General features: G+C 74.3%; 26 protein-coding genes and 1 pseudogene. 6 read left to right on the top strand and 21 right to left on the bottom strand.

The annotated features are described in order from the left end of the window. Positions 1–25: 25 nt before the first annotated feature. The 9 genes from trpA to hisI all read right to left on the bottom strand — a co-directional run bounded on the left by trpA (position 26) and on the right by hisI (position 6,724). Positions 26–841, bottom strand: coding sequence for a tryptophan synthase subunit alpha (gene trpA / locus ACSNOH_RS10815; RefSeq protein WP_436721046.1), 816 nt, complete (start codon positions 839–841; stop codon positions 26–28). Continuing rightward, a complete protein-coding gene (trpB, locus tag ACSNOH_RS10820; protein WP_436721047.1) occupies positions 841–2,079 on the bottom strand; it encodes a tryptophan synthase subunit beta in 1,239 nt (412 codons plus the stop codon). Before trpB ends, trpA begins: the two co-directional genes overlap by 1 nt. Before the next feature lie 99 nt (positions 2,080–2,178). Then, a complete protein-coding gene (trpM, locus tag ACSNOH_RS10825; RefSeq protein WP_436721048.1) occupies positions 2,179–2,331 on the bottom strand; it encodes a tryptophan biosynthesis modulator TrpM in 153 nt (50 codons plus the stop codon). 6 nt (positions 2,332–2,337) lie between these two features. Then, the gene (gene trpC / locus ACSNOH_RS10830; protein ID WP_436721049.1) at positions 2,338–3,147 is read right to left on the bottom strand and encodes an indole-3-glycerol phosphate synthase TrpC; all 810 of its coding nucleotides are present in this window, start codon (positions 3,145–3,147) and stop codon (positions 2,338–2,340) included. Between the two features lie 149 nt (positions 3,148–3,296). Then, positions 3,297–3,725 (bottom strand): DUF2752 domain-containing protein, encoded by a 429-nt coding sequence (locus tag ACSNOH_RS10835; protein ID WP_436721050.1) that lies wholly within the window; start codon positions 3,723–3,725, stop codon positions 3,297–3,299. Between the two features lie 103 nt (positions 3,726–3,828). Continuing rightward, positions 3,829–4,062 carry an HGxxPAAW family protein gene (locus ACSNOH_RS10840; protein WP_436721051.1) on the bottom strand — a complete coding sequence of 78 codons (234 nt, stop codon included), beginning with the start codon at positions 4,060–4,062 and terminating at the stop codon, positions 3,829–3,831. Positions 4,063–4,181: 119 nt separating this feature from the next. After that, the gene (locus tag ACSNOH_RS10845; RefSeq protein ID WP_436721052.1) at positions 4,182–4,769 is read right to left on the bottom strand and encodes a TIGR02234 family membrane protein; all 588 of its coding nucleotides are present in this window, start codon (positions 4,767–4,769) and stop codon (positions 4,182–4,184) included. Between the two features lie 48 nt (positions 4,770–4,817). Then, the gene (locus ACSNOH_RS10850) at positions 4,818–6,344 is read right to left on the bottom strand and encodes an anthranilate synthase component I (protein WP_436721053.1); all 1,527 of its coding nucleotides are present in this window, start codon (positions 6,342–6,344) and stop codon (positions 4,818–4,820) included. Between the two features lie 11 nt (positions 6,345–6,355). Then, entirely contained in the window at positions 6,356–6,724 is a 369-nt protein-coding gene (gene hisI, locus ACSNOH_RS10855; protein WP_391830942.1) for a phosphoribosyl-AMP cyclohydrolase, read from the bottom strand. Between the two features lie 74 nt (positions 6,725–6,798). On the opposite strand from hisI, the gene ACSNOH_RS10860 reads away from it, so the two are divergent. The 3 genes from ACSNOH_RS10860 to ACSNOH_RS10870 are packed head-to-tail and all read left to right on the top strand — an operon-like array spanning position 6,799 to position 8,917. Beyond that, positions 6,799–7,662 carry a hypothetical protein gene (locus tag ACSNOH_RS10860; protein ID WP_436721054.1) on the top strand — a complete coding sequence of 288 codons (864 nt, stop codon included), beginning with the start codon at positions 6,799–6,801 and terminating at the stop codon, positions 7,660–7,662. 45 nt (positions 7,663–7,707) lie between these two features. Then, entirely contained in the window at positions 7,708–8,340 is a 633-nt protein-coding gene (locus ACSNOH_RS10865; RefSeq protein WP_436721055.1) for a TIGR03085 family metal-binding protein, read from the top strand. Between the two features lie 37 nt (positions 8,341–8,377). Further along, positions 8,378–8,917: a DoxX family protein gene (locus tag ACSNOH_RS10870; RefSeq protein ID WP_436721056.1), complete on the top strand. Its 540-nt coding sequence runs from the start codon at positions 8,378–8,380 to the stop codon at positions 8,915–8,917. Between the two features lie 60 nt (positions 8,918–8,977). Here ACSNOH_RS10870 and hisF read toward each other — a convergent pair whose 3' ends face one another. Genes hisF through hisD form a run of 8 tightly spaced genes read right to left on the bottom strand, consistent with a single transcriptional unit; the run spans position 8,978 to position 14,709 of the window. Further along, a complete protein-coding gene (gene hisF, locus ACSNOH_RS10875) occupies positions 8,978–9,733 on the bottom strand; it encodes an imidazole glycerol phosphate synthase subunit HisF (protein WP_436721057.1) in 756 nt (251 codons plus the stop codon). Further along, on the bottom strand, positions 9,730–10,131 hold the full coding sequence (locus tag ACSNOH_RS10880) for a RidA family protein (protein WP_436721058.1): 402 nt from the start codon (positions 10,129–10,131) through the stop codon (positions 9,730–9,732). Before ACSNOH_RS10880 ends, hisF begins: the two co-directional genes overlap by 4 nt. Continuing rightward, entirely contained in the window at positions 10,128–10,853 is a 726-nt protein-coding gene (gene priA, locus ACSNOH_RS10885) for a bifunctional 1-(5-phosphoribosyl)-5-((5-phosphoribosylamino)methylideneamino)imidazole-4-carboxamide isomerase/phosphoribosylanthranilate isomerase PriA (protein WP_436721059.1), read from the bottom strand. The genes ACSNOH_RS10880 and priA overlap by 4 nt, the downstream gene beginning before the upstream one ends. After that, entirely contained in the window at positions 10,850–11,494 is a 645-nt protein-coding gene (gene hisH, locus ACSNOH_RS10890; RefSeq protein ID WP_436721060.1) for an imidazole glycerol phosphate synthase subunit HisH, read from the bottom strand. Before hisH ends, priA begins: the two co-directional genes overlap by 4 nt. Further along, entirely contained in the window at positions 11,491–11,658 is a 168-nt protein-coding gene (locus ACSNOH_RS10895) for a hypothetical protein (RefSeq protein ID WP_436721061.1), read from the bottom strand. Before ACSNOH_RS10895 ends, hisH begins: the two co-directional genes overlap by 4 nt. Further along, complete coding sequence (gene hisB / locus ACSNOH_RS10900) at positions 11,658–12,251, bottom strand: imidazoleglycerol-phosphate dehydratase HisB (protein ID WP_436721062.1); 594 nt, start codon at positions 12,249–12,251, stop codon at positions 11,658–11,660. Before hisB ends, ACSNOH_RS10895 begins: the two co-directional genes overlap by 1 nt. Next, a complete protein-coding gene (locus ACSNOH_RS10905; RefSeq protein ID WP_436721070.1) occupies positions 12,248–13,354 on the bottom strand; it encodes a histidinol-phosphate transaminase in 1,107 nt (368 codons plus the stop codon). The genes hisB and ACSNOH_RS10905 overlap by 4 nt, the downstream gene beginning before the upstream one ends. Positions 13,355–13,368: 14 nt before the next feature. Then, a complete protein-coding gene (gene hisD / locus ACSNOH_RS10910; RefSeq protein WP_436721063.1) occupies positions 13,369–14,709 on the bottom strand; it encodes a histidinol dehydrogenase in 1,341 nt (446 codons plus the stop codon). Between the two features lie 145 nt (positions 14,710–14,854). Here hisD and ACSNOH_RS10915 point away from each other — a divergent pair, with 145 nt between their 5' ends. Genes ACSNOH_RS10915 through ybaK form a run of 3 tightly spaced genes read left to right on the top strand, consistent with a single transcriptional unit; the run spans position 14,855 to position 17,745 of the window. After that, positions 14,855–16,453, top strand: a complete 1,599-nt coding sequence (locus tag ACSNOH_RS10915) for an oxidoreductase (protein WP_436721064.1) — start codon at positions 14,855–14,857, stop codon at positions 16,451–16,453. A 44-nt stretch (positions 16,454–16,497) separates the two neighbouring features. Continuing rightward, entirely contained in the window at positions 16,498–17,235 is a 738-nt protein-coding gene (locus ACSNOH_RS10920) for an LON peptidase substrate-binding domain-containing protein (protein ID WP_436721065.1), read from the top strand. 18 nt (positions 17,236–17,253) lie between these two features. After that, positions 17,254–17,745: a Cys-tRNA(Pro) deacylase gene (gene ybaK, locus ACSNOH_RS10925; RefSeq protein WP_436721066.1), complete on the top strand. Its 492-nt coding sequence runs from the start codon at positions 17,254–17,256 to the stop codon at positions 17,743–17,745. A 401-nt stretch (positions 17,746–18,146) separates the two neighbouring features. Here ybaK and ACSNOH_RS10930 read toward each other — a convergent pair whose 3' ends face one another. The 4 genes and pseudogenes from ACSNOH_RS10930 to ACSNOH_RS10945 all read right to left on the bottom strand — a co-directional run. Continuing rightward, positions 18,147–18,797 (bottom strand): hypothetical protein, encoded by a 651-nt coding sequence (locus tag ACSNOH_RS10930; RefSeq protein WP_436721067.1) that lies wholly within the window; start codon positions 18,795–18,797, stop codon positions 18,147–18,149. Between the two features lie 56 nt (positions 18,798–18,853). Then, positions 18,854–19,693: an ABC transporter permease gene (locus ACSNOH_RS10935; protein ID WP_436721068.1), complete on the bottom strand. Its 840-nt coding sequence runs from the start codon at positions 19,691–19,693 to the stop codon at positions 18,854–18,856. 52 nt (positions 19,694–19,745) lie between these two features. Beyond that, positions 19,746–20,726: an ABC transporter ATP-binding protein gene (locus tag ACSNOH_RS10940; RefSeq protein WP_436721071.1), complete on the bottom strand. Its 981-nt coding sequence runs from the start codon at positions 20,724–20,726 to the stop codon at positions 19,746–19,748. Positions 20,727–20,834: 108 nt separating this feature from the next. Continuing rightward, positions 20,835–21,419, bottom strand: a pseudogene (locus ACSNOH_RS10945) (NYN domain-containing protein); the annotation flags it as partial.

Consider the following 21,419-nt stretch of genomic DNA (forward strand, 5'->3'; position numbering starts at 1 on the left):
CAAAAGAGTTACCCGCGCGAAAGGGTTACCCGCGCTTGCGCACGCCCTCGGCCAGCTCGCCCGCGAGGGCGCGGACGGCGGCCAGGCCGCTCTCCGGGTCGGGTGCGTCCAGGAGCCGCTTGACGAAGGCCGAGCCGACGATCACGCCGTCGGCGAAGGCCGCGACCTCCGCGGCCTGGGCGGCGTTGGAGACGCCGAGGCCGACGCAGACCGGCAGCCCGGTGACCGCGCGCGTGCGCCGCACCAGGTCCTGCGCCTCGTTGCCCACGGACTCGCGGGTGCCGGTGACGCCCATCAGCGAGGCCGCGTAGACGAAGCCGCTGCCCGCCGCCGTGATCTTGGCGAGGCGCTCGTCGCGGCTGCTGGGGGCGACCACGAAGACGGTGGCGAGGCCGTGCTGCTCGGCGGCCTTGCGCCAGGCCTCGGACTCCTCGACGGGCAGGTCGGGCAGGATGCAGCCCGCGCCACCGGCGGCCGCGAGGTCGGCGGCGAACCGCTCCACGCCGTAGGCGTCGACCGGGTTCCAGTACGTCATGCACAGCACGGGGGCGCCCGTGATCTCGTGCGCCTCCTTCACGGTGCGGATGACGTCCACGATCTTGACGCCGCCGCGCAGGGCGATGTCGTCGGCGGTCTGGATGACCGGGCCGTCGAGGACGGGGTCGCTGTGCGGCAGGCCGACCTCCACGACGTCGCAGCCGCCGTCGAGCATGGCCGTGACGGCCCGTACGCCGTCGTCCACGGTGGGGAAGCCGGCGGGGAGGTAGCCGACGAGGGCGGCGCGGTTCTCCGCCTTCGCCGCGGCCAGGACGGAGCTGAGCAGTTCGATGTTGCCGGCCATTACTTCTCCCCCGAAGCGTCGTACAGCCCGAAGTAGCGGGCTGCGGTGTCCATGTCCTTGTCGCCGCGGCCGGAGAGGTTGACGAGGATCAGCCCGTCCTCGCCGAGCTCGCGGCCGACTTCCAGGGCTCCGGCCAGCGCGTGCGCGCTCTCGATGGCCGGGATGATGCCCTCGGTGCGGGAGAGCAGGCGCAGGGCCTGCATGGCCTCGTCGTCGGTGACGGCGCGGTACTCGGCGCGGCCGGTGTCCTTGAGGTAGGAGTGCTCGGGGCCGATGCCGGGGTAGTCGAGGCCGGCCGAGATCGAGTACGGCTCGGTGATCTGGCCGTCCTCGTCCTGCAGGACGTAGGAGCGGGAGCCGTGCAGGATGCCGGGGGTGCCGGCGGTGAGGGTGGCCGCGTGCTCGCCGGTGGCGAGGCCGTGGCCGCCGGGCTCGCACCCGATCAGGCGCACGCCCTCGTCGGGGAGGAAGGCGTGGAAGAGGCCGATGGCGTTGGAGCCGCCGCCGACGCAGGCCACGGCGGCGTCCGGCAGGCGGCCGGCGCGCTCCAGGATCTGGCGGCGGGCCTCGACGCCGATGACGCGGTGGAAGTCGCGGACGAGGGCCGGGAAGGGGTGGGGGCCCGCGACCGTGCCGAAGAGGTAGTGGGTGCGGTCGACGTTGGCGACCCAGTCGCGGAACGCCTCGTTGATGGCGTCCTTCAGGGTGCGGCTGCCGGACTTCACGGCGATGACCTCGGCGCCGAGCATCCGCATGCGGGCGACGTTCAGCGCCTGACGCTCGGTGTCGACCTCGCCCATGTAGATGGTGCAGTCGAGGCCGAAGAGGGCGCAGGCGGTGGCGGTGGCGACGCCGTGCTGGCCGGCGCCGGTCTCGGCGATGACGCGGGTCTTGCCCATGCGCTTGGTGAGCAGGGCCTGGCCCAGCACGTTGTTGATCTTGTGCGAGCCGGTGTGGTTGAGGTCCTCGCGCTTGAGGAAGACGCGGGCGCCCCCGGCGTGCGCGGCGAAGCGCGGCACCTCGGTGAGGGCGCTGGGGCGGCCGGTGTAGTTGACCATCAGGTCGGCGAGTTCGGCGGCGAAGGCGGGGTCGGCCTTGGCCTTCTCGTACTCGGCGGCGACCTCGTCGACGGCGGCGACGAGGGCCTCGGGGATGAACTTCCCGCCGAACGCGCCGAAGTAGCCGGAGGCGTTGGGCACTCGGCCTTCGGGGTCCGGGGTGAAGAAGTCAGAGGACACGGATGTACTCCTCGAACAGGTCTGTGAGGATTCCGGGTGACGGCGGGCGGAACGGCCCGCCGCAGGCGCGACTGCGCCGCACCCGGCGATGACAGGAAGCTACGGTGCGGCGGTGCCGCGCCATCGCATCCCGTTGATCTGACCCGGCTCACAGCCGATGTGGTACCGCACGCGGCGCCCGAGGACGCGCCGCGCGGGCGCACGGCAGCCGCGCGGCCTGCAGCCGCGGGCGAGCCGTGCGTACGCGATCATGGCCGGTCAGCCCCGCCCGTGCCGCAGCGCCGGGTGCGCGCCGGCGGCGACCAGGTCGGCGACGGCTCCCTTGGGGTCGCGGCCGGTGACCAGGGACTCGCCCACCAGCACGGCGTCGGCGCCGTCGTTGGCGTAGGCGATGAGGTCGTGCGGGCCGCGCACGCCGGACTCGGCGATCTTGATGATGCCGTCCGGGATCTCCGGGGCGACCCGGGCGAAGTTGCCCCGGTCCACCTCAAGGGTCTTGAGGTTGCGGGCGTTGACGCCGATGATCCGCGCGCCGGCGTCGACCGCGCGCTGGACCTCCTCCTCGTCGTGCACCTCGACCAGCGGCGTGAGGCCGATGGACTCGGCGCGCTCGATGAGGGAGACCAGGGCCTCCTGCTCCAGCGCGGCGACGATCAGCAGGGCCAGGTCGGCGCCGTAGGCGCGGGCCTCCCACAGCTGGTAGGCGGTGACGATGAAGTCCTTGCGCAGGACGGGGATGTCGACCCGGGCGCGGACGGCCTCCAGGTCGGCCAGCGAGCCGCCGAAGCGGCGCTGCTCGGTCAGCACGCTGATGACGGACGCGCCGCCCGCCTCGTAGTCGGCGGCGAGGCCGGCCGGGTCGGCGATGGCGGCGAGCGCGCCCTTGGAGGGGCTGGACCGCTTGACCTCGCAGATCACGCCGACGTTCTCGCCGCGGAGGGCGGCGACACCGTCCTTGGCCTGCGGCGCCTTGGCAGCCCGCTCCTTGAGCTCGTCGAGGCTGACGCGCGCCTGCCGCTCCGCGAGGTCGGCACGGACGCCCTCGATGATCTCGTCGAGCACACTCACGCGAGCGGCCCCCTTCCGGACTCGGATGGTCTGGGCTGGTGCGGCGGGAATCCTCCCCCACCAGGCACTGCGATGGTACTTGCCGCCGGGCGAAGGTTTCGCATCCGGTTGACGCGGGTCCCATCCTGTGGACGCCCCCCGGACACCCGCTAGGGAGCGAGGGCGGCGCCCACGGGCAGGTTCCGCGCGACGGTGAAGAGCACGACCAGGGCGCCCAGGCCCCACCAATGGCGGGCGCGCGGCGACAGCGACACGCCCCCGCGGCCTCGTAGGGCCCTGGTGAACCACACGCACCAGAAGACGGCGAACGCGGCGTACGCGGCGACGGCCAGGGCGTTCGCCCCGAGCGCGCCCGCGAGGTCGCCGTGGGCGAGGGCGTGCACGCCGCGCAGCCCGCCGCAGCCGGGGCAGTACAGGCCGGTGCAGCGCAGCAGGGGGCAGGCGGGGTAGCGGCCGGGGCGGTTGGGGTCCACGGCCGCGACGTAGCCGGCGGCCGCGGCGAGGCAGGCCGCGACGCCCAGCGGGGCGGCCAGCCGGCGCGCGGCGGCCCCTGCCCGGCCCCTCGTCCAGCCCTTCACACGCCCAGTCTCCGGCCGGTAGCACGAAGGCGCAGCTCAGGACCGTCGTACGGGGGGCGTACGGGGCCGGGCCGCGCCTTGGGGGTCTGCGGAGCGCGGAGCGTCAGCTCCGGCCGGCCTGCCCGACCACCTTCAGGGGAGCCTTCTTGCCCTGGCCCATGCCCATCATGCTCATGATGCCGCCGACGATGCCGCCGACCGCGATGAGGACCATGCCGGCCCAGAAGCCGACCGGCTTCGCGGCCACCATGAAGGCACCCGCGACGCAGAAGCCGATGAAGGCGATCGTGACACCGGTCCAGGCGGCCGGGGTGTGTCCGTGGTGCGCATCCGCCATGACTAAGACTCCTCGTTGCTGTGGCGCGCCCGGCGGGCGCGGAAAACGCTGATGGTCATTCTCCCCGACGGCCGGGGCCGCCTCGATCCGGGGGGAGCCGGGGGAGGCAGTGGGGCGTGTCACGCGCCCGTGGGGTCCTCGCCGCGGTCGAGGGCCTTCCACAGCTCCTCGGGGCGCTCGGGGTCCGGGGCGGTCCGGGCGCGGCGCGGGCGGGGGGTGCCGTCGCGCTCGTAGCGGCCGGACATGGCCGGCCAGTGGCGGCCGTGGCGCAGGGCCAGCAGGCCGGCGAGCAGCAGCAGGACGCCGCCGGCGAGGGCGACCCAGGGCCAGGCGGTGTGGGTGACGTGGTCGACGGCGCCGCTGGTGAGGCCATTGGCCTTGGCGGCCTGCTCCTCCAGGGCGGAGGTGTCGCCCGCGCCGGTGACCGCCGCGGCCACGACGCCGGCGCCCGCGAGGACGAGGCCGGCCGCCACGACGGTGCGCCAGATGCCGCGCACGGCGAAGACCGCGACGAGGGCGGCGAGGCCGACGACGGCCAGGGCGCCGGGCAGGCCCGTGACGTCCTGGCCGCTGACGTGCTTGGTCACGGTGCTCTGCGCGACGGTCGTCGTGCCCTCGGCCCAGGTGCGGCCGCCCGCGAGCAGGGCGAGGGCGGCTCCGGCCGCGCCCAGGAGCAGCGCGGCGCCTACGGTTCTTCCAGTCCTCACGGGTCCACTATCCCTTGTGGGTGAGTTTGCGGTGCCGCCGGGGTCGCGCTAGGCGAGCCGGTTCGCCGAGTGCACGGCGCGCAGCACCGCCGCGGCCTTGTTGCGGCACTCCGCGTCCTCCGCCGCCGGGTCGGAGTCGGCGACGACGCCGGCGCCGGCCTGGACGTAGGCGGTGCCGTCCTTCAGGACGGCGGTGCGGATGGCGATGGCGGTGTCGGAGTCCCCGGCGAAGTCCAGGTAGCCGACGCAGCCGCCGTACAGGCCGCGCCGCGACGGCTCCAGCTCCTCGATGATCTGCATGGCCCGCGGCTTGGGCGCGCCGGAGAGCGTGCCGGCGGGGAAGCAGGCGGTGAGCACGTCGAAGGCGGTGCGCCCGGCGGCCAGGCGGCCGGTGACGGTGGAGACGATGTGCATCACGTGGCTGTAGCGCTCGATCGACATGAAGTCGACGACCTCGACGCTGCCGGGCTCGCAGACCCGCCCGAGGTCGTTGCGGCCGAGGTCGACGAGCATCAGGTGCTCGGCGCGCTCCTTGGCGTCGCCGAGGAGCTCCTCGGCGAGCGCGGCGTCCACCTGCGGGGTGGCGCCGCGCGGCCGGGTGCCGGCGATGGGGTGCACCATGGCGTGCCCGTCCTCGACCTTGACGAGCGCCTCGGGGCTGGAGCCGACGACGTCGAACCCGTCGAAGCGGAAGAGGTACATGTACGGGCTGGGGTTCGTGGCCCGCAGCACGCGGTAGACGTCGAGCGCGGAGGCCGTGCAGGGCGTCTCGAAGCGCTGCGAGGGCACGACCTGGAAGGCCTCGCCGGCGCGGATGCGCTCCTTGATGTCCTCGACGGCCGCCATGTAGTCGGGGCCGCCCCAGCGGGCGGTGTACGCGGGCAGCTCGGAGGGCGGCAGGGGCGCCGGGGACGAGGGCGCGGGCCGGTGGAGGTCGGCGGCCATGGCGTCCAGCCGGGCGACGGCGTCGGCGTACGCCTCGTCCACGCCGCTGTCGAGGTCGTTGTGGTTGATCGCGTTGGCGATCAGCAGGACGGTGCCGTTCCAGTGGTCGAGGACGGCGAGGTCGGAGGTGAGGAGCATGGTGAGCTCGGGCAGGCCGAGCGGGTCGCGGTCCTCGCCGCCGTGCTCGCCGATCTTCTCCAGGCGGCGGACGACGTCGTAGCCGAGGTAGCCCACCATGCCGCCGGTGAAGGGCGGCAGCCCGGCGCCCTCCATGAGGTCGCGCGGGGTGTGCAGGGCGGCCACGGTGGCGCGCAGCGCCTCCAGCGGGTCGCCGCCGGTGGGCACGCCGACGGGCGGGGTGCCCAGCCAGTGCGTCCGGCCCTCGCGCGCGGTGAGGGTCGCGGCGCTGCGGACGCCCACGAAGGAGTAGCGCGACCAGGTGCGGCCGTTCTCGGCGGACTCCAGCAGGAACGTGCCCGGCCGCTCGGCGGCGAGCTTGCGGTAGAGGCCGACGGGCGTGTCGCCGTCGGCGAGGAAGCGCCGGGTGACGGGGATGACCCGGCGGTCCTTCGCGAGCGTACGGAAGGTCTCGGCGTCCGGGGTGACGTCACCGGTGGTCGTGGCAGCCATGGCAGCGGAGCCTACTGGCCCAGCGGGAGGACACCGGCATCGAAACAGGTGCGGTCGCCTGTGTGGCAGGCGGCGCCGACCTGGTCGACCTTGACCAGGAGGGTGTCCGCGTCGCAGTCGAGGGCGACGGACTTCACGTGCTGGACGTGTCCGGACGTGTCGCCCTTGACCCAGTACTCCCGGCGGCTGCGGCTCCAGTACGTGCAGCGGCCGGTGGTGAGCGTGCGGTGGAGCGCCTCGTCGTCCATCCAGCCGAGCATGAGCACCTCGCCGGTGTCGTACTGCTGGGCGATGGCGGGGACGAGCCCGTCGGCGCTGCGCTTGAGGCGGGCGGCGATGGCGGGGTCCAGGGAGGAGGCGGGGGCGGTGTTGCCGGTCATGGGTCCATTCTGCCGCGCGGGCGGGCCGGGACCCCCCGGGCGGGAGTGTCAGTGGCGTACGGCATGCTTCGCCCATGAGTACTCCGCCCTCGAACTCCCCGCAGCCGCCCGGTGGCGGCGGTGGGTTCGGCCCGCCGCAGCAGTTCGGGCCGCCGTCAGCCCAGCCGCCCGCCCAGCCCTACGGACAGCCGCAAGCGCCGCAGGGGTACGGACAGCCGGGTCAGCAGCCGGGCTTCGGTCAGCCGGGACAGCAGCCGGGCTTCGGCCAGTACGGCCAGCAGCAGTACGGGCAGCAGTTCGCCCCGCCGATGCCGCCCCCTCCGCCGCCCTCGGGCAACAAGGGCGCGAAGGTCGCCGCGATCGTCATCGGCGGCGTGCTGGTCGTCGGCCTCGTCGCGGGCGGCCTCCTGCTGACCGCCGGCGGCAAGGACAAGAAGGACGGCCCGGTCGCCAAGGGCTCGGCGAGCCCCTCGGCCGCGCCTTCCGCGCCGAGCGCCGACCCCGGCGGCACGGGCGGCCCGGGCAACGACCCGTCGGTTCCCGACCCGTCCGCGTCCTCCTCGTCCTCCTCGGTCTCCCGCGTGCCGTACGTGGTCCTCAAGCCCGGCCAGTGCTTCGACCACCCGCGCATGTCCACCGGCATCAGCGAGGTCAAGACGAAGCCCTGCAGCGGTCCGCACGACGGCGAGGTCATCGCCAACGAGACCCTGACCGGCAAGTTCGACTCCGAGCTGGACATCCAGACGAAGGCCCGGGAAATGTGCAAGAAGGACGCACAGGACCGGATGCGCTCCATATCCGACGGCAAGAACTACTACTCGTACGTGCTCTACCCGACCCCGGTCACCTACTCCCGCGGCCAGGACCAGATCACGTGCTCGATGACGCTGAGCGTCTCGCAGGGCGGCCAGAAGATGGACGCGCCCCTGCCCAAGTAGCCGCGGGGCGTGGCAGCGGCGGGGCGCCGGCCGTAGGGTGGCGCCATGTCGACCCACGCCCAGCGCGAACGTCTGCTCCTCGCCGATCTGTTGGAGTCGGCGGGCCCGAACGCCCCGACGCTCTGCGGCGGCTGGCGGACGCGTGATCTGGCGGCCCACGTCGTCGTGCGCGAGCGCCGCTCCGATGCCGCCGCCGGGATCGTCTTCAAGCCCCTGGCCGCGCGCCTGGAGCGGGTGCAGGCGGAGTTCGCCGCCAAGCCGTACGAGGAGCTGATCCAGCTCATCCGCACCGGGCCGCCACGCCTGTCGCCGTACGCCCTCAAGCAGATCGACGAGGCCGCCAACACCGTCGAGTTCTACGTGCACGCCGAGGACGTGCGCCGGGCCCAGGAGGACTGGGCCCCGCGCGAGGTGGACCCGGTCTTCGCGGACGCGCTGTGGACCCGCCTGGAGCGGGTGGCGCGGATGCTCGGCCGGCGCTCCCCCGCCGGCCTGGTCCTGCGCCGGCCCGACGGCCGCACGGCGGTCGCCCGGCGCGGCGCCCCCGTGGTGACCGTCACCGGCGAACCGGGCGAGCTGACGCTGTTCGCCTTCGGCCGCCAGGCCGCCGCACGGGTGGAGCTGGAGGGCGACAAGGACGCGGTGGCGAAGCTGGAGGCGGCACAGCTGGGAATCTGAGGGCCCGCCCCGGCCCCGACCCGAAGAGGTGCCCGCCATGGACTACGCCAGCAGATCCGCCCGCCACGCCCCTGCCGCCGCCGCGCCCCTCGGGGCCGGCTTCTCGCTCGGGGTCCTGCTCCTGCGGATGATGCTCGGCATCATCATGATGGCGCACGGCACGCAGAAGCTGTTCGGCTGGTTCGACGGCCCCGGCCTCGACGGGACCGCGAAGGCCTTCGAGTCCTGGGGCTATCCCGCGCCCAGGGTGATGGCGGTCGTCGCGGGCCTGAGCGAGGCGCTCGGCGGCGCGGGCCTCTTCCTCGGACTGCTCACGCCGCTCGCGGCGGCCGCCGTGCTGGGCACGATGGTCAATGCGCTCGGCGTGACCTGGGAGGGCGGGTTCCTGCTGCCGAAGGGCGTGGAGTTCACCCTCCTGGTCGCCGTCTCGGCGGCGGCGCTCGCGCTCACGGGCCCGGGCCGGTACGCGGCCGACGCGTACCTGCCGGTGCTGCGGCACCATCGCCTCGCGTACGGGATCGGGGCGATCGTCCTGGCGCTGGTGGTCGGGGCGATCTTCCTTCTGCTACGCGACTAGCCGGGGCCGTCCGGGCGGGGCTTCGGCCCGGCCGGGGGTGGCCGCACGGCACGCCGCGGCCTAGCGGACCGGGTGGCCCGACTCCCGCAGTGCCGTCTTGACGTCGGCAATGCGCAGGTCGCCGAAGTGGAAGACCGACGCGGCCAGGACCGCGTCCGCGCCCGCCGCCACCGCCGGGGCGAAGTGCTCCAGGCGGCCCGCGCCGCCGCTCGCGATGACCGGCACCGTGACGTGCTTGCGCACGGCCGTGATCATCTCGGTGTCGTAGCCGTCCTTCGTGCCGTCGGCGTCCATGGAGTTCAGCAGGATCTCGCCGGCGCCGAGCTCGGCCGCGCGGTGCGCCCACTCGACGGCGTCGAGGCCGGTGCCGCGGCGCCCGCCGTGCGTGGTGACCTCGAAGCCGCCCGACGGGGTGCGGCGGGCGTCGACCGACAGGACCAGCACCTGCCGGCCGAAGCGCTCGGCGATCTCGCGGATCAGCTCGGGCCGCTCGATGGCCGCGGTGTTGACGCCCACCTTGTCGGCGCCGGCCCGCAGCAGCTTGTCGACGTCGGCCGCGGTGCGGACGCCGCCGCCGACGGTCAGCGGGATGAAGACCTGCTCGGCGGTGCGGCGCACCACGTCGTAGGTGGTCTCGCGGTTGCCGGAGGAGGCGGTGATGTCGAGGAACGTGAGCTCGTCGGCGCCCTCCTGCCCGTAGACCTTGGCCATCTCCACGGGGTCGCCCGCGTCGCGCAGGTTCTGGAAGTTGACGCCCTTGACGACCCGGCCGTTGTCGACGTCCAGGCAGGGGATGACTCGGACCGCCAGGGTCATGTGCTCGTTGCTCCTCGGTACGCTTCCAGCTCTACTTCGACCAGCACGCGCGAGTCGAGGAACCCGGAGACGACGACCAGGGTCGCCGCCGGGCGGACCGCGTCGAAGATCTCCTTGTGGGCGCGGCCCACCTCGTCCACGTCACGCGCGTGGGTCAGATACATCCGGGTGCGGACGACGGCCTCGGAGCCGAGTCCGAACCGCTTCAGCGCGGCGAGGGCGTTGCCGAAGGCCGACCTGGCCTGTTCGTACGGATCGCCCTCGCCGTGCAGCACGGTGCCGGTGAACGGCATGGTGCCGGAGACCAGCACGCGGTCTCCCGCCGCGACCGCGCGCGCACAACCGAAGGTCTCTTCCCAGGGACTGTCGCTCTGCACACGCTCCACGGCTTCGGTCATGCGGACACAGCCTCCAGGGCCTCTTCCAGGGTGAACGCCTTGGCGTAGAGGGCCTTTCCGACGATGGCGCCTTCGACACCCTCCGGTACCAGGTTGGCGATCGCGCGCAGGTCGTCAAGGGAGGAAACCCCGCCGGAGGCGACGACCGGCTTGTCGGTGGCGGCGCAGACGTTCTTCAGCAGCTCCAGGTTGGGGCCCTGGAGGGTGCCGTCCTTGGCGATGTCGGTGACGACGTAGCGGGCGCAGCCCTCGCGGTCGAGGCGGGCGAGGGTCTCGTAGAGGTCGCCGCCGTCGCGGGTCCAGCCGCGGCCGCGCAGGGTGGTGCCGCGGACGTCGAGGCCCACCGCGATCTTGTCGCCGTGCTCGGCGATGACCTTGGCGACCCACTCGGGGGTCTCCAGGGCGGCGGTGCCGAGGTTGACGCGGGTGCAGCCGGTGGCGAGGGCCGCGGCGAGCGAGGCGTCGTCGCGGATGCCGCCGGACAGCTCGACCTTGATGTCCATCGCCCCGGCGACCTGGGCGATGAGCTCGCGGTTGTCGCCGGTGCCGAAGGCGGCGTCCAGGTCGACGAGGTGGAGCCACTCGGCGCCGGAGCGCTGCCAGGCGAGGGCGGCCTCCAGGGGGGAGCCGTACGACGTCTCGGAGCCGGACTCGCCGTGGACGAGGCGTACGGCCTGGCCGTCGCGGACGTCGACGGCGGGGAGGAGTTCGAGCTTGCTCACAGGGTTCCGATCCAGTTGGTGAGGAGCTGGGCTCCGGCGTCGCCGGACTTCTCGGGGTGGAACTGGGTGGCCCACAGGGGGCCGTTCTCCACGGCGGCGACGAACGGCTCGCCGTGCGTGGCCCAGGTGACCTTCGGGGCGCGGATGTTGGGGTTGGTCACCTCAAGGCTCCACTCGCGCACCGCGTAGGAGTGCACGAAGTAGTAGCGGGTGTCCGCGTCGAGGCCGGCGAAGAGCTGGGAGTCCGCGGCGGGGGTGACGGTGTTCCAGCCCATGTGGGGGACGACGTCCGCCTTGAGGGGCTCGACGACGCCGGGCCACTCGTCCAGGCCCTCGGTCTCCACGCCGTGCTCGATGCCGCGCTCGAAGAGGATCTGCATGCCGACGCAGATGCCCATCACGGGGCGGCCGCCGGAGAGGCGGCGGCCGACGATCCAGTCGCCGCGGGCGGCGCGCAGGCCCTGCATGCAGGCGGCGAACGCGCCGACGCCGGGGACGAGGACGCCGTCGGCGTTCATGGCCGTCTCGTAGTCGCCGGTGATCTCGACGTCCGCGCCGACGTGGGCGAGGGCGCGCTCGGCGGAGCGGACGTTGCCGAAGCCGTAGTCGAAGACGACGACCTTCTTCTTCGGGGCGCTCATGACCAGAGTCCTTCGATACGGAGGGTGCCGGCGGTCAGGCACATCGCGGCGCCTATGCCGAGGAGCACGATGATGCTCTTGGGCATGCCCTGCTTGAGGAAGGAGATGATGCCGCCGACCAGGAACAGGCCGACGACGATGAGCGTGGTGGACAGGCCGTTCATCAGAGCGCACCCTTCGTCGACGGAATGATCCCGGCCGCGCGCGCGTCGCGCTCGCACGCGTAGCGCAGGGCCCGGGCGAGGGCCTTGAACTGGCACTCCACGATGTGGTGGGCGTTGCGCCCGTACGGGACGTGGACGTGCAGGGCGATCTGCGCCTGGGCGACGAAGGACTCCAGGACGTGCCGGGTCATCGTCGTGTCGTACGCGCCGATCATGGGCGCCATGTTCTCGGGCTCGGTGTGCACGAGGTAGGGGCGGCCGGAGAGGTCGACGGTGACCTGGGCGAGGGACTCGTCCAGGGGCACGGTGCAGTTGCCGAAGCGGTAGATGCCCACCTTGTCGCCGAGGGCCTGCTTGAAGGCGGCACCCAGTGCGAGGGCGGTGTCCTCGATGGTGTGGTGGGTGTCGATGTGCAGGTCGCCGTCGGTCTTGACGGTGAGGTCGAAGAGGCCGTGGCGGCCGAGCTGGTCGAGCATGTGGTCGAAGAATCCGACCCCTGTCGACACGTCGACCTGCCCGGTCCCGTCGAGGTCGATCTCGACGAGGACGGAGGTCTCCTTGGTGGTGCGCTCGACGCGCCCGACGCGGCTCATGAGTGGTTCTCCTTAAGTACTGCGCGGACCGCGTCCAGGAACGCGTCGTTCTCCTCGGGCGTGCCGGCGGTGACGCGCAGCCACCCGGGGACGCCGTTGTCCCGGACCAGCACGCCGTGGCCGAGGATGGCCTCCCACGCGGCGTGGCTGTCCGCGAACCGGCCGAACTGCACGAAGTTGGCGTCCGAGTCGGTCACCTCGCAGCCCATGGCGCGCAGCTCGGTGACGAGGCGGTCGCGCTCGGCCTTGAGCTGTTCGACGTAGCCGAGCAGGGTGTCGGTGTGCTCCAGGGCGGCGAGCGCCGTGGCCTGGGTGACGGCCGACAGGTGGTACGGCAGGCGCACGAGCTGGACGGCGTCGACGACGGCGGGGTCCGCGGCGAGGTAGCCGAGGCGGAGCCCGGCGGCGCCGAAGGCCTTGGACATGGTGCGGGAGACGACGAGGTTCGGCCGGCCCTCGATGAGCGGGAGCAGCGAGGGGCGGTGGCTGAACTCGCCGTAGGCCTCGTCCACGACGACGAGCGAGGACCGGGCCGCCTGCGCGGCCTCGTACAGCCGCAGGACCGTCTCCGCCTCGACGGCGGTGCCCGTGGGGTTGTTGGGCGAGCAGATGAAGACGACGTGGGGCCGGTGCTCGGCGATGGCGCGCTCGGCCGCCTCGGCGTCGATGGTGAAGTCCTCGCGGCGGGGGCCGGAGATCCAGCCGGTGCCGGTGCCGCGGGAGATCAGGGCGTGCATCGAGTACGAGGGCTCGAAGCCGATCGCGGTGCGGCCGGGCCCGCCGAAGGCCTGCAGCAGCTGCTGCAGGATTTCGTTGGAGCCGTTGGCCGCCCAGACGTTCGCCATGGCGACCTCGTGGCCCGCGGTGCGGGTGAGGTAGGCGGCGAGCTGGGTGCGGAGCTCGACCGCGTCCCGGTCGGGGTAGCGGTTGAGGTGCCGGGCGGCCTCGGCGACGCGCTCGGCGATGCGGGCGACGAGGGGCTCGGGCAGCGGGTAGGGGTTCTCGTTGGTGTTGAGGCGTACGGGCACGTCGAGCTGGGGGGCGCCGTACGGGGACTTGCCGCGCAGCTCGTCCCGGATGGGGAGGTCGTCAATACGGGTCATGTGCGTCACGTGCGTCACTTTCCGTCCGGCGCCTTCCCGTCCGGCACCTTCCACTCGAACCGCGCCTTGATCGCCGCGCCGTGCGCCGGCAGGTCCTCCGCCTCGGCGAGCGTGACCACGTGGCCCGCGACCTCGGCCAGGGCCTCGCGCGTGTAGTCCACGACGTGGATGCCGCGCAGGAAGGACTGGACGGACAGGCCGGAGGAGTGGCAGGCGCAGCCGCCGGTGGGCAGCACGTGGTTGGAGCCGGCGGCGTAGTCGCCGAGGGAGACCGGCGCGTACGGGCCGACGAAGATCGCGCCGGCGTTCCGCACCCGGGCGGCGACGGCCGCGGCGTCCGCGGTCTGGATCTCCAGGTGCTCGGCGCCGTAGGCGTCCACGACGGCGAGGCCGTGGTCGACGGAGTCGACCAGGACGATGCCGGACTGGCGGCCGGAGAGCGCGGGGACGATGCGGTCCTCGACGTGCCGGGTCGCGGCGACCTGGGTCTCCAGCTCCTTCTCGACCGCGTTCGCGAGGTCCTCGGAGTCGGTGACGAGGACGGACGCGGCCAGCGGGTCGTGCTCGGCCTGGCTGATCAGGTCGGCGGCGACGTGCACGGGGTCGGCGGTGGCGTCCGCGAGGATCGCGATCTCGGTGGGGCCGGCCTCGGCGTCGATGCCGATGCGGCCCTTGAGCAGCCGCTTGGCGGCGGCGACCCAGATGTTGCCCGGGCCGGTGACCATGTTGACCGGGCGGCACTCCTCGGTGCCGTAGGCGAACATGGCGACGGCCTGGGCGCCGCCCGCCGCGTAGACCTCGTCGATGCCGAGCAGCGCGCAGGCGGCCAGGATCGTCGGGTGCGGCAGACCGCCGAAGGCGGCCTGGGGCGGGGAGGAGACGGCCATGGAGCCGACGCCGGCTTCCTGGGCCGGCACCACGTTCATGATCACGGACGAGGGGTAGACGGACCGGCCGCCCGGCACGTACAGCCCGACGCGCTGGACGGGGACCCAGCGCTCGGTGACGGTGCCGCCGGGCACGACCTGGACGGTGGTGTCGGTGCGCCGCTGCTCGCGGTGGACGATGCGGGCGCGGCGGATGGACTCCTCCAGCGCGGCCCGGACGGCCGGGTCGAGCTCTTCGAGGGCGCGGGTGATCGCCTCGGCGGGGACCCGGATGCGGTCGAGGGTGACGCCGTCGAACCGGTGGGCGTAGTCGATCAGGGCCGCGGTGCCGCGATGATGCACGTCCTCGCAGATGGGCCGCACCTTCTCCAGGGCGGCCTCGACGTCGAGTTCGGCTCGGGGCAGCAGGTCGCGGTCGACACCGGCCTCGGAGGAGGCGGCGCCGCGCAGATCGATTCGGGAGATCACACGGTAATTGTCTCAGACCCGCCCCGTCGCACCGCGCCCCGTACCACTCACTGGTACAGGTGTTTCACCGAGAGTGTTCAACCGGTCACACAAGGGGAATGGGACGGGTACACCGAGGTGCGCGTGACGGGAGGGGGTGCGGAGCGTGACCGACCCGAGAGCCGGCACCCCGCCGCCGGAGCTGGGGCTGACCGAGACCGAGCAGGCGATGTGGAAGGCGTTCCGCGCCGGCCGCACCCACGACCTGCGCACCCCCCGCCCCGAGTGGAACGACCCGCGCGGCCCCCACGCGTGGGGCCCCGAGCGCAGCGTGCGGGCCCGCGTCGTGGCCCTGCTGCTGCTGGACGGCCCGGCCCCGCTGCCGGGCCGGGTGACCGCCCTCAAGCTCAACGGCGTGCAGATCACCGGCACCCTCGACCTGTCGGGCGGCAAGGTCGTGCCCTACGTCGAGATGCACAACTGCCGCTTCGAGCAGGAGGTGCTCCTGCCCGAGAGCCAGTTCACCACCCTGCGCCTCGTCGCCTGCTCGCTCCCCCGGCTGGAGGCCGCCCGGCTGCGCGCCGAGGGCGACCTGCACCTGGCGCGCTGCGTCGTCCAGCGCGGCATACGGCTCACCGACGCCCAGATAGGCACCGACCTGCTGCTCAACCAGCTCGTCGTCCGCCCGGACCGGCGCGGCGTGTCGATAGCCGCCGACGGCATGAGCGTCGGTCAGGACATGCAGGCGGAGATGATGCGCTCGTACGGCGAGCTGAGCATGCGGGCCGCGACGATAGGGGTCTCGCTGAGCCTGCGCGGCTCCACGCTGAGCAACCCCCACGGCCGGCGCGCCTTCAACGCCCCGCAGCTGACCGTCGAGCGCACCCTCTATCTGACGGGCGCCGGGGTCCGCGGCTATCCGTTCACCACCGGCACCACTCCCCCGTACGGCACCGCCACCCCGCCGCACGGCACCCGCACCCAGGCCTTCGAGTGCCGGGGCGGGGTGCGGCTGGACGACGGCCGGTTCGGCGACGCCGTCGACTTCAGCGAGGCGCGGTTCGCCCTGGAGGCCGACCAGGAGCTGTCGCTGCGCCGCATCCAGACGCCCGAGCTGCGCTTCCTCGGCGAGTGGGCGCAGCGCGGCCGCGTGGTGCTCTCGGGAGCCCGCGTGTCCAACCTCGTCGACCGCTACGACAGCTGGCCCGGGCCCGGCAGCCTGGTGATGGCCGGCTTCTCCTACGAGACGCTGATACCGCTCGGCCGCTTCCCCTTGAGCCTGCGGCTGGAGTGGGTGGCCGCGGCCACCCCGGAGTACGCGCCGGAGCCGTACGAGCAGCTGGCGAGCGCCCTGCGCGACAGCGGCGAGGACGCCGACGCCCGCGCCGTCCTGCTCGCCAAGCAGCGCCGCCGCCGCGAGACGCTGCCCCCGGCCGGCAAGGCCTGGGGCTACCTGCAGGACTGGATGGTGGCCTACGGCTACCGGCCCGGCCGGGCGGCCGTGTGGATGGCCGTGCTGTGGGCCGCCGCCACCGTCTACTTCACGCTGCGGCCCGTGCCGCCGCTGAAGGCGGGCGAGGGCCCCGCCTGGAACCCCTGGCTGTACTCCCTCGACCTGCTCGTGCCGGTCATCGACCTCGGGCAGGGCAGCGCCTGGCGGCCCACGGGCCTCTCGCAGTGGGTGGTCACCGTGCTCATCCTGCTCGGCTGGATGCTGGCGACGACCGTGGCGGCGGGCGCCTCCCGGCTGCTGCGCCGGCAGTGAACGCCCGGGCGGCAACGGTGCACAGGCCATTAGGCTTACCGGCTGTGACCACCGCGCGCCTGCCCCTCTTCCCGCTGAACTCGGTGCTGTTCCCCGGCCTCGTGCTGCCCCTGAACGTCTTCGAGCAGCGCTACCGCGCGCTGATGCGCGACCTGTCGGCGCTCCCCGAGGAGGCTCCGCGGCGCTTCGGCGTCGTCGCCATCCGCGACGGCAGCGAGGTCGCGCCCACGGCGCCCGGGCTGCCCGAGGGCGCGCGCCCCGAGCCCGGGCCGGCGTCCGGCTTCGGCCCCGACCCGCTCAAGGCGTTCCACACCGTGGGCTGCGTGGCCGAGGCGGCCACGATCCGGGAGCGCTCGGGCGGCACGTACGAGGTCCTCGCCACCGGCACCACCCGCTTCCGGCTGCTGTCCGTCGACGCCTCCGGGCCGTACCTGACGGGCGAGGTCGAGGACGTCGAGGAGCAGCAGGGCGAAGGGGCGGGCGCGCTGGCCTCCGGCGTCGTCCGGGCCTTCCGCGCCTACCAGAAGCGGCTCGCCGGGGCGACCGAGCGCACGCTCGCCGGGCAGACGGACCTGCCGGGCGACCCGTCCGTGCTCTCCTACCTCGTCGCCGCGGCGGCCATGCTCGACGTCCCGGCGAAGCAGCGGCTCCTGGAGACGCCGGACACCGCGACGCGGCTCGCGCGCGAGCTGAAAATGCTGCGCGCCGAAACCGCGGTGATCGGTAAGCTCCCGTCGCTGCCGGCCGTGGAGCTGACCCGGCAGCCGACGAACCCCAACTGACCGGACGGAACGGCACTCTTGGCCCGCAAGCAGCGGTCGGGCTCGACCCCGGCCATCGTCGCCCTGGAGAAGGCGGGGACCGCCTTCACCGTGCACTCCTACGACCACGACCCGGCCACCGCCTCCTACGGCACGGAGGCCGCGGAGGCCCTCGGGCGGGATCCCGCGCAGGTCTTCAAGACCCTCGTCGCCGAGGTCGACGGCGCGCTGACGGTCGCCGTCGTGCCCGTCTCCGGCTCGCTCGACCTGAAGGCCCTCGCCGCGGCCGTCGGCGGCAAGCGGGCGGCGATGGCCGACCCGGCGGCCGCGGAGCGCACGACCGGGTACGTACGGGGCGGCATCTCGCCGCTCGGACAGCGCCGGCGGCTGCCGACCGCGCTGGACGCCTCCGCGCGCTCCCACGCGACCATCTGCGTCTCGGCGGGGCGGCGGGGCCTGGAGGTCGAGCTCTCGCCCGGTGACCTGGCCGCCCTCACGGGCGCGGTGATCGCGCCGATCGCCCGGGCGTGACCGCGCGGGTGCGGGGGGTCTGGACGGCCGCCCTTCGCTGGGCTACGACCGTCGGGTAGCGGGCCGCCGTGCGTGCGCCCCCGCGACTCGGGAGGGACGCCCATGTCGAAGCGCACCCGCAAGCGTCGCTGGCGCCTGAAGAAGAACCGCGCCAACCACGGCCGCAGGCCGGCGTAGCCGGCCGGCTGTTCCGGGGTACGTACCGGCGCCCCGGTGCCCGGGAATTCCGCCGGACCCTCGCCGTCGTGGTGATGCGCCGTGGCGGCGGGGGGATGTCCTGGGCGGCCGCCCAGGCCTGCCCTCCGCAGGAGGAAACGGTGAAAGGGCGGGACCGGGGCACTCTCCCCCGCCGCGGCGGCGCGCAACCCCCGCCGGAGGTGACCGGCGGTGCCGGACCGGCCTCAGGCCGGAGCGCCCGGCTCCCCGGGCTCCCAGTGCGGCTCCGGTTCGGGGTCCCGCGGTCCGAACAGCGCCGTCAGAGCCAAGTGCAACGCCATCGCCGCGAGCGGCCACGCCAGCAGCGCCCCCTTCGCCGCGAGCTTGAGCGGCGCGTCGAAGACGACGCCGCGCCCCGCGGCGCGGGCCGCCGCCACCACGTCGGACGTGGGGCCGAGCCACATGCCCAGGCGCCAGGCGATCACCGAGGCGGCGAAGGAGCCCGCCGCCAGCCCCACCACCAGCGGAACGCCCCCGCGGCGCCGCAGCCAGAAGACGACGGCCCCGCTGAGCGCACCGAGCCCGAGGGCCAGCAGCACGAACGTGCCGTCGGCGCCGATGGCCTGCTCGCCCTCGCTGTTCTTCAGGTAGACGGCCTTGCCGTCGGAGATGAGGGGGACGCGCGGCGCCAGCCACGCCCACAGCAGCCCGAGCAGCACGCCGGAGACCGCCACCGCCGCGGCGACGACCGCGGCCTGCCGCAGTTCGGCGCGCAGCTCGGCACGGCGCTCGGCCTCGTCCGCGGGGACGGGCCCGTGCTCCGCGTCAGGACCGGCCCCGGCCCCGGGGCCGGGCTCGTTCGAGGGCGGGTCATGCGGCGTCAGCGGTGCGGTCACCCTGTCATCGTGCCAGGTCGCGACCGCGGACCCGGCGGCAGGACGGTCCTGGCGCGTCATCGCACGGCCGCCCGGCGGTACGCCCACGTCGCCGCGGCCAGCGACACCACGCCGACGGCCGCGCACACGCCGAGGTCGGCGGCGACCACGGCCCAGTCGGGGCGCGCGTCGAAGGTGCGGGCGAGCGCCTCCACTCCGTACGTGGAGGGGAGCAGGTCGCGCGCGTAGGCGATGGGCGCGGGCATGTGCGCGGCGGGCAGCACGCCCAGCAGGAGCGCGGCCGACATGCCGAGCTGTCCGCAGAGCGTGGCGAGCTCCTGGCGGGGTGCGAGCAGCCCGAGGGCCGCGCCGAGCCCGGCGAGGGCCGCGCCGGAGAGCGGGACGACCGCGGCGAGCACCCACAGGTTGCCCATCGGCAGGCCGAAGAGCGCGCTGCCCACGACCGCGGTGACGGCGGTCCCGGGCACGGTGAAGGAGGCGTACGCGGCGGCCGCGCCCAGCACCACCGCGGCGGGCGGCACGGGCAGCGTCGCGTAGTGGTCGAGGCCGCCGCTCGCGCGCAGCTGGCCGAAGTACTGGGCGAGGAGGTTGAGGGCGACGAAGGCGACGACGAGCACGCTGGAGCCGGCCACGACGGCCCGCGCCTCCTCGCCGCCGTCCACCACGCCCCGCATCATGATCATGATGCCGACGGACTGGAACGTCGCCACGAAGAGCAGCGGGATCCGCGCGACCCGGGCCCGCGAGAGCTGCGCGCGGTACACGGCGGCCAGGGCGGGCAGCAGCTTCGCCGCGGGCGCGAGCGGGGCGGCGTCCTCGCCGCCCGGCCGCGGCCGGGACCCGCTCCCGGTCCGGACCGCCCCGGCGGTCACCGCCTCTGCGGATACAGCACTCACCCGGCACAGCTCCTGTTCCGTCCGGTCGGCGAGCCGGTCGACACGCCTCGGGTCACGCCTTCACCAGCCCCTCCGCGCCTTCCGAGCGGCCGCCGAGCGCGAGGTAGACGTCCTCCAGGCTGGGCGTGGTGAGGGTGAAGTCGTCGAGCGCGGCGAAGGCGGGCCCGCCGGTGACCGCGGCGACGGCGGCGCGCGCCTCGGCGGGGGCGAGCCGCAGCGTCCAGCGCCGGCCGGCGGTCTGCGCGCTCTCGCCCAGGGCCGCGACCTCGGGGACGTGCAGGGGGGCCTGGTCGCGCCAGACGAGCTCGACGCGGACCTCGTCGCCGACGAGCTCCTTCAGCCCGGCGGGCGTGTCGCAGGCGATGATCCGGCCGCGCTCCAGCACGGCGACGCGGTCGAGGACGGTCTCGGCCTCGATGACGTTGTGGGTGACGAGCACGACGGTCGCGCCGCGCTCGGCGCGCCGCCGGTCGACGGCGGCCCAGACGGCGCGGCGCGCGACGGGGTCCATGCCGGTGGTGGGCTCGTCGAGGACGAGGACGGGGCGGTCGCCGACGAGCGCGGCGGCGAAGCAGGCGAGGCGGCGCTGGCCGCCGGAGAGCTTCTTCAGGGGGCGCCCGGCGAGCGGGGTGAGGCCCAGCTCGTCGAGGACGGCGTCGCGCTCCTCGCGGGCCGCCCGCAGGGTGAGGCCGCGGAGCCGGCCGGTGGTCTCGGCGGCGAGGGCGACGGTCAGCTCGTCGAGCGCGGTGGACTGCTGGCCGAGGTAGCCGACGAGGCGGGCGGCGCGCTCGGGGTGGCGCACGAGGTCGTGGCCGAGGAGCTCGACGCTGCCCTCGTCGGGGCGGAGCAGGCCGGTCAGCTGGCGGACGAGGGTGGACTTGCCGGCGCCGTTGGGGCCGAGCAGGCCGAAGATCTCGCCGCGGCGGACCTCCAGGTCGATGCCGTCGCTGGCGCGGACCGCGGCGGTTCCGGGCGCGCCGCGCCGGCCGCGCGCGGCGGGATAGGTCTTGACCAGGCCGCGCACGGTGCACACCGTGGCGGCTGGAGCCGCCTCTTTCACGCCCGTCCTCACGAGCTACGAGGGTACGCGCCCCCGTGCCCGGGGCGGGCTCCGGGGGGCGCGGGTCGGGCGGAGTGCCGCTCAGTCCCCTGCGGGAGCGCGCTCCGCCGCCGTACGGGTGTCGATCTCGCGCCAGAATCCGGCGCGGATGGCATAGCGGTCGTGCTCGTCGATCTGGTCGTCCTTGTGGGCGAGCAGGCCGAAGCGGGCGGCGTAGCGCAGCAGCTCCCCGTCGATGCGGTGCGGGATGCGGGGGTATTCGGCGGAGAGGTGCTGGAGGTGGACGGCGTCGGTGAGGCGCTCGGCCCAGCGCCGGGCGAAGACCTGGCCGACCTCGAAGGGGTCGCCGCCGACGGTGGTGATGTCCTCCTCGCGGTCCGCCCAGCGCTGCTCGGCGCTGGTGAGCTGGGCGAGCATCGGCAGCGCGGCGGTCTCGGGGGGCTCGCCGGGCCCGCCGGTGCCGGGGCGCTCGATCCAGCCCTTGTCGGAGGACCAGCGCAGGGTGGCGTTGGCGGCGAGGGCGGAGCCGTTGCTCTGGCCGGAGGCGCCGCCCTGGCCGCTGCCGGAGCCGCCGGAGCGGTCGGCGGGCTGGGCGGCGAGGCCGCGGCCGAGGGTGGCGAGGTCCTTGGGGGTGGGCACGCCCCGGGCGGCGGGCGTCCCGGGGGC

Origin of the sequence: Streptomyces sp. URMC 127 (assembly GCF_051386535.1) — a bacterium.
Classification (GTDB): Bacteria; Actinomycetota; Actinomycetes; order Streptomycetales; family Streptomycetaceae; genus Streptomyces.

Bases quoted from the DNA above. Each gene is read 5' to 3' on its own strand.
- trpA (WP_436721046.1), bottom strand. From the start codon at position 841: ATGGCCGGCAACATCGAACTGCTCAGCTCCGTCCTGGCCGCGGCGAAG.
- trpM (WP_436721048.1), bottom strand. From the start codon at position 2,331: ATGATCGCGTACGCACGGCTCGCCCGCGGCTGCAGGCCGCGCGGCTGC.
- ACSNOH_RS10840 (WP_436721051.1), bottom strand. From the start codon at position 4,062: ATGGCGGATGCGCACCACGGACACACCCCGGCCGCCTGGACCGGTGTC.
- ACSNOH_RS10850 (WP_436721053.1), bottom strand. From the start codon at position 6,344: ATGGCTGCCACGACCACCGGTGACGTCACCCCGGACGCCGAGACCTTC.
- hisI (WP_391830942.1), bottom strand. From the start codon at position 6,724: ATGACCGGCAACACCGCCCCCGCCTCCTCCCTGGACCCCGCCATCGCC.
- ACSNOH_RS10860 (WP_436721054.1), top strand. From the start codon at position 6,799: ATGAGTACTCCGCCCTCGAACTCCCCGCAGCCGCCCGGTGGCGGCGGT.
- ACSNOH_RS10865 (WP_436721055.1), top strand. From the start codon at position 7,708: ATGTCGACCCACGCCCAGCGCGAACGTCTGCTCCTCGCCGATCTGTTG.
- ACSNOH_RS10870 (WP_436721056.1), top strand. From the start codon at position 8,378: ATGGACTACGCCAGCAGATCCGCCCGCCACGCCCCTGCCGCCGCCGCG.
- hisF (WP_436721057.1), bottom strand. From the start codon at position 9,733: ATGACCCTGGCGGTCCGAGTCATCCCCTGCCTGGACGTCGACAACGGC.
- ACSNOH_RS10880 (WP_436721058.1), bottom strand. From the start codon at position 10,131: ATGACCGAAGCCGTGGAGCGTGTGCAGAGCGACAGTCCCTGGGAAGAG.
- hisH (WP_436721060.1), bottom strand. From the start codon at position 11,494: ATGAGCGCCCCGAAGAAGAAGGTCGTCGTCTTCGACTACGGCTTCGGC.
- ACSNOH_RS10895 (WP_436721061.1), bottom strand. From the start codon at position 11,658: ATGAACGGCCTGTCCACCACGCTCATCGTCGTCGGCCTGTTCCTGGTC.
- hisB (WP_436721062.1), bottom strand. From the start codon at position 12,251: ATGAGCCGCGTCGGGCGCGTCGAGCGCACCACCAAGGAGACCTCCGTC.
- ACSNOH_RS10905 (WP_436721070.1), bottom strand. From the start codon at position 13,354: ATGACCCGTATTGACGACCTCCCCATCCGGGACGAGCTGCGCGGCAAG.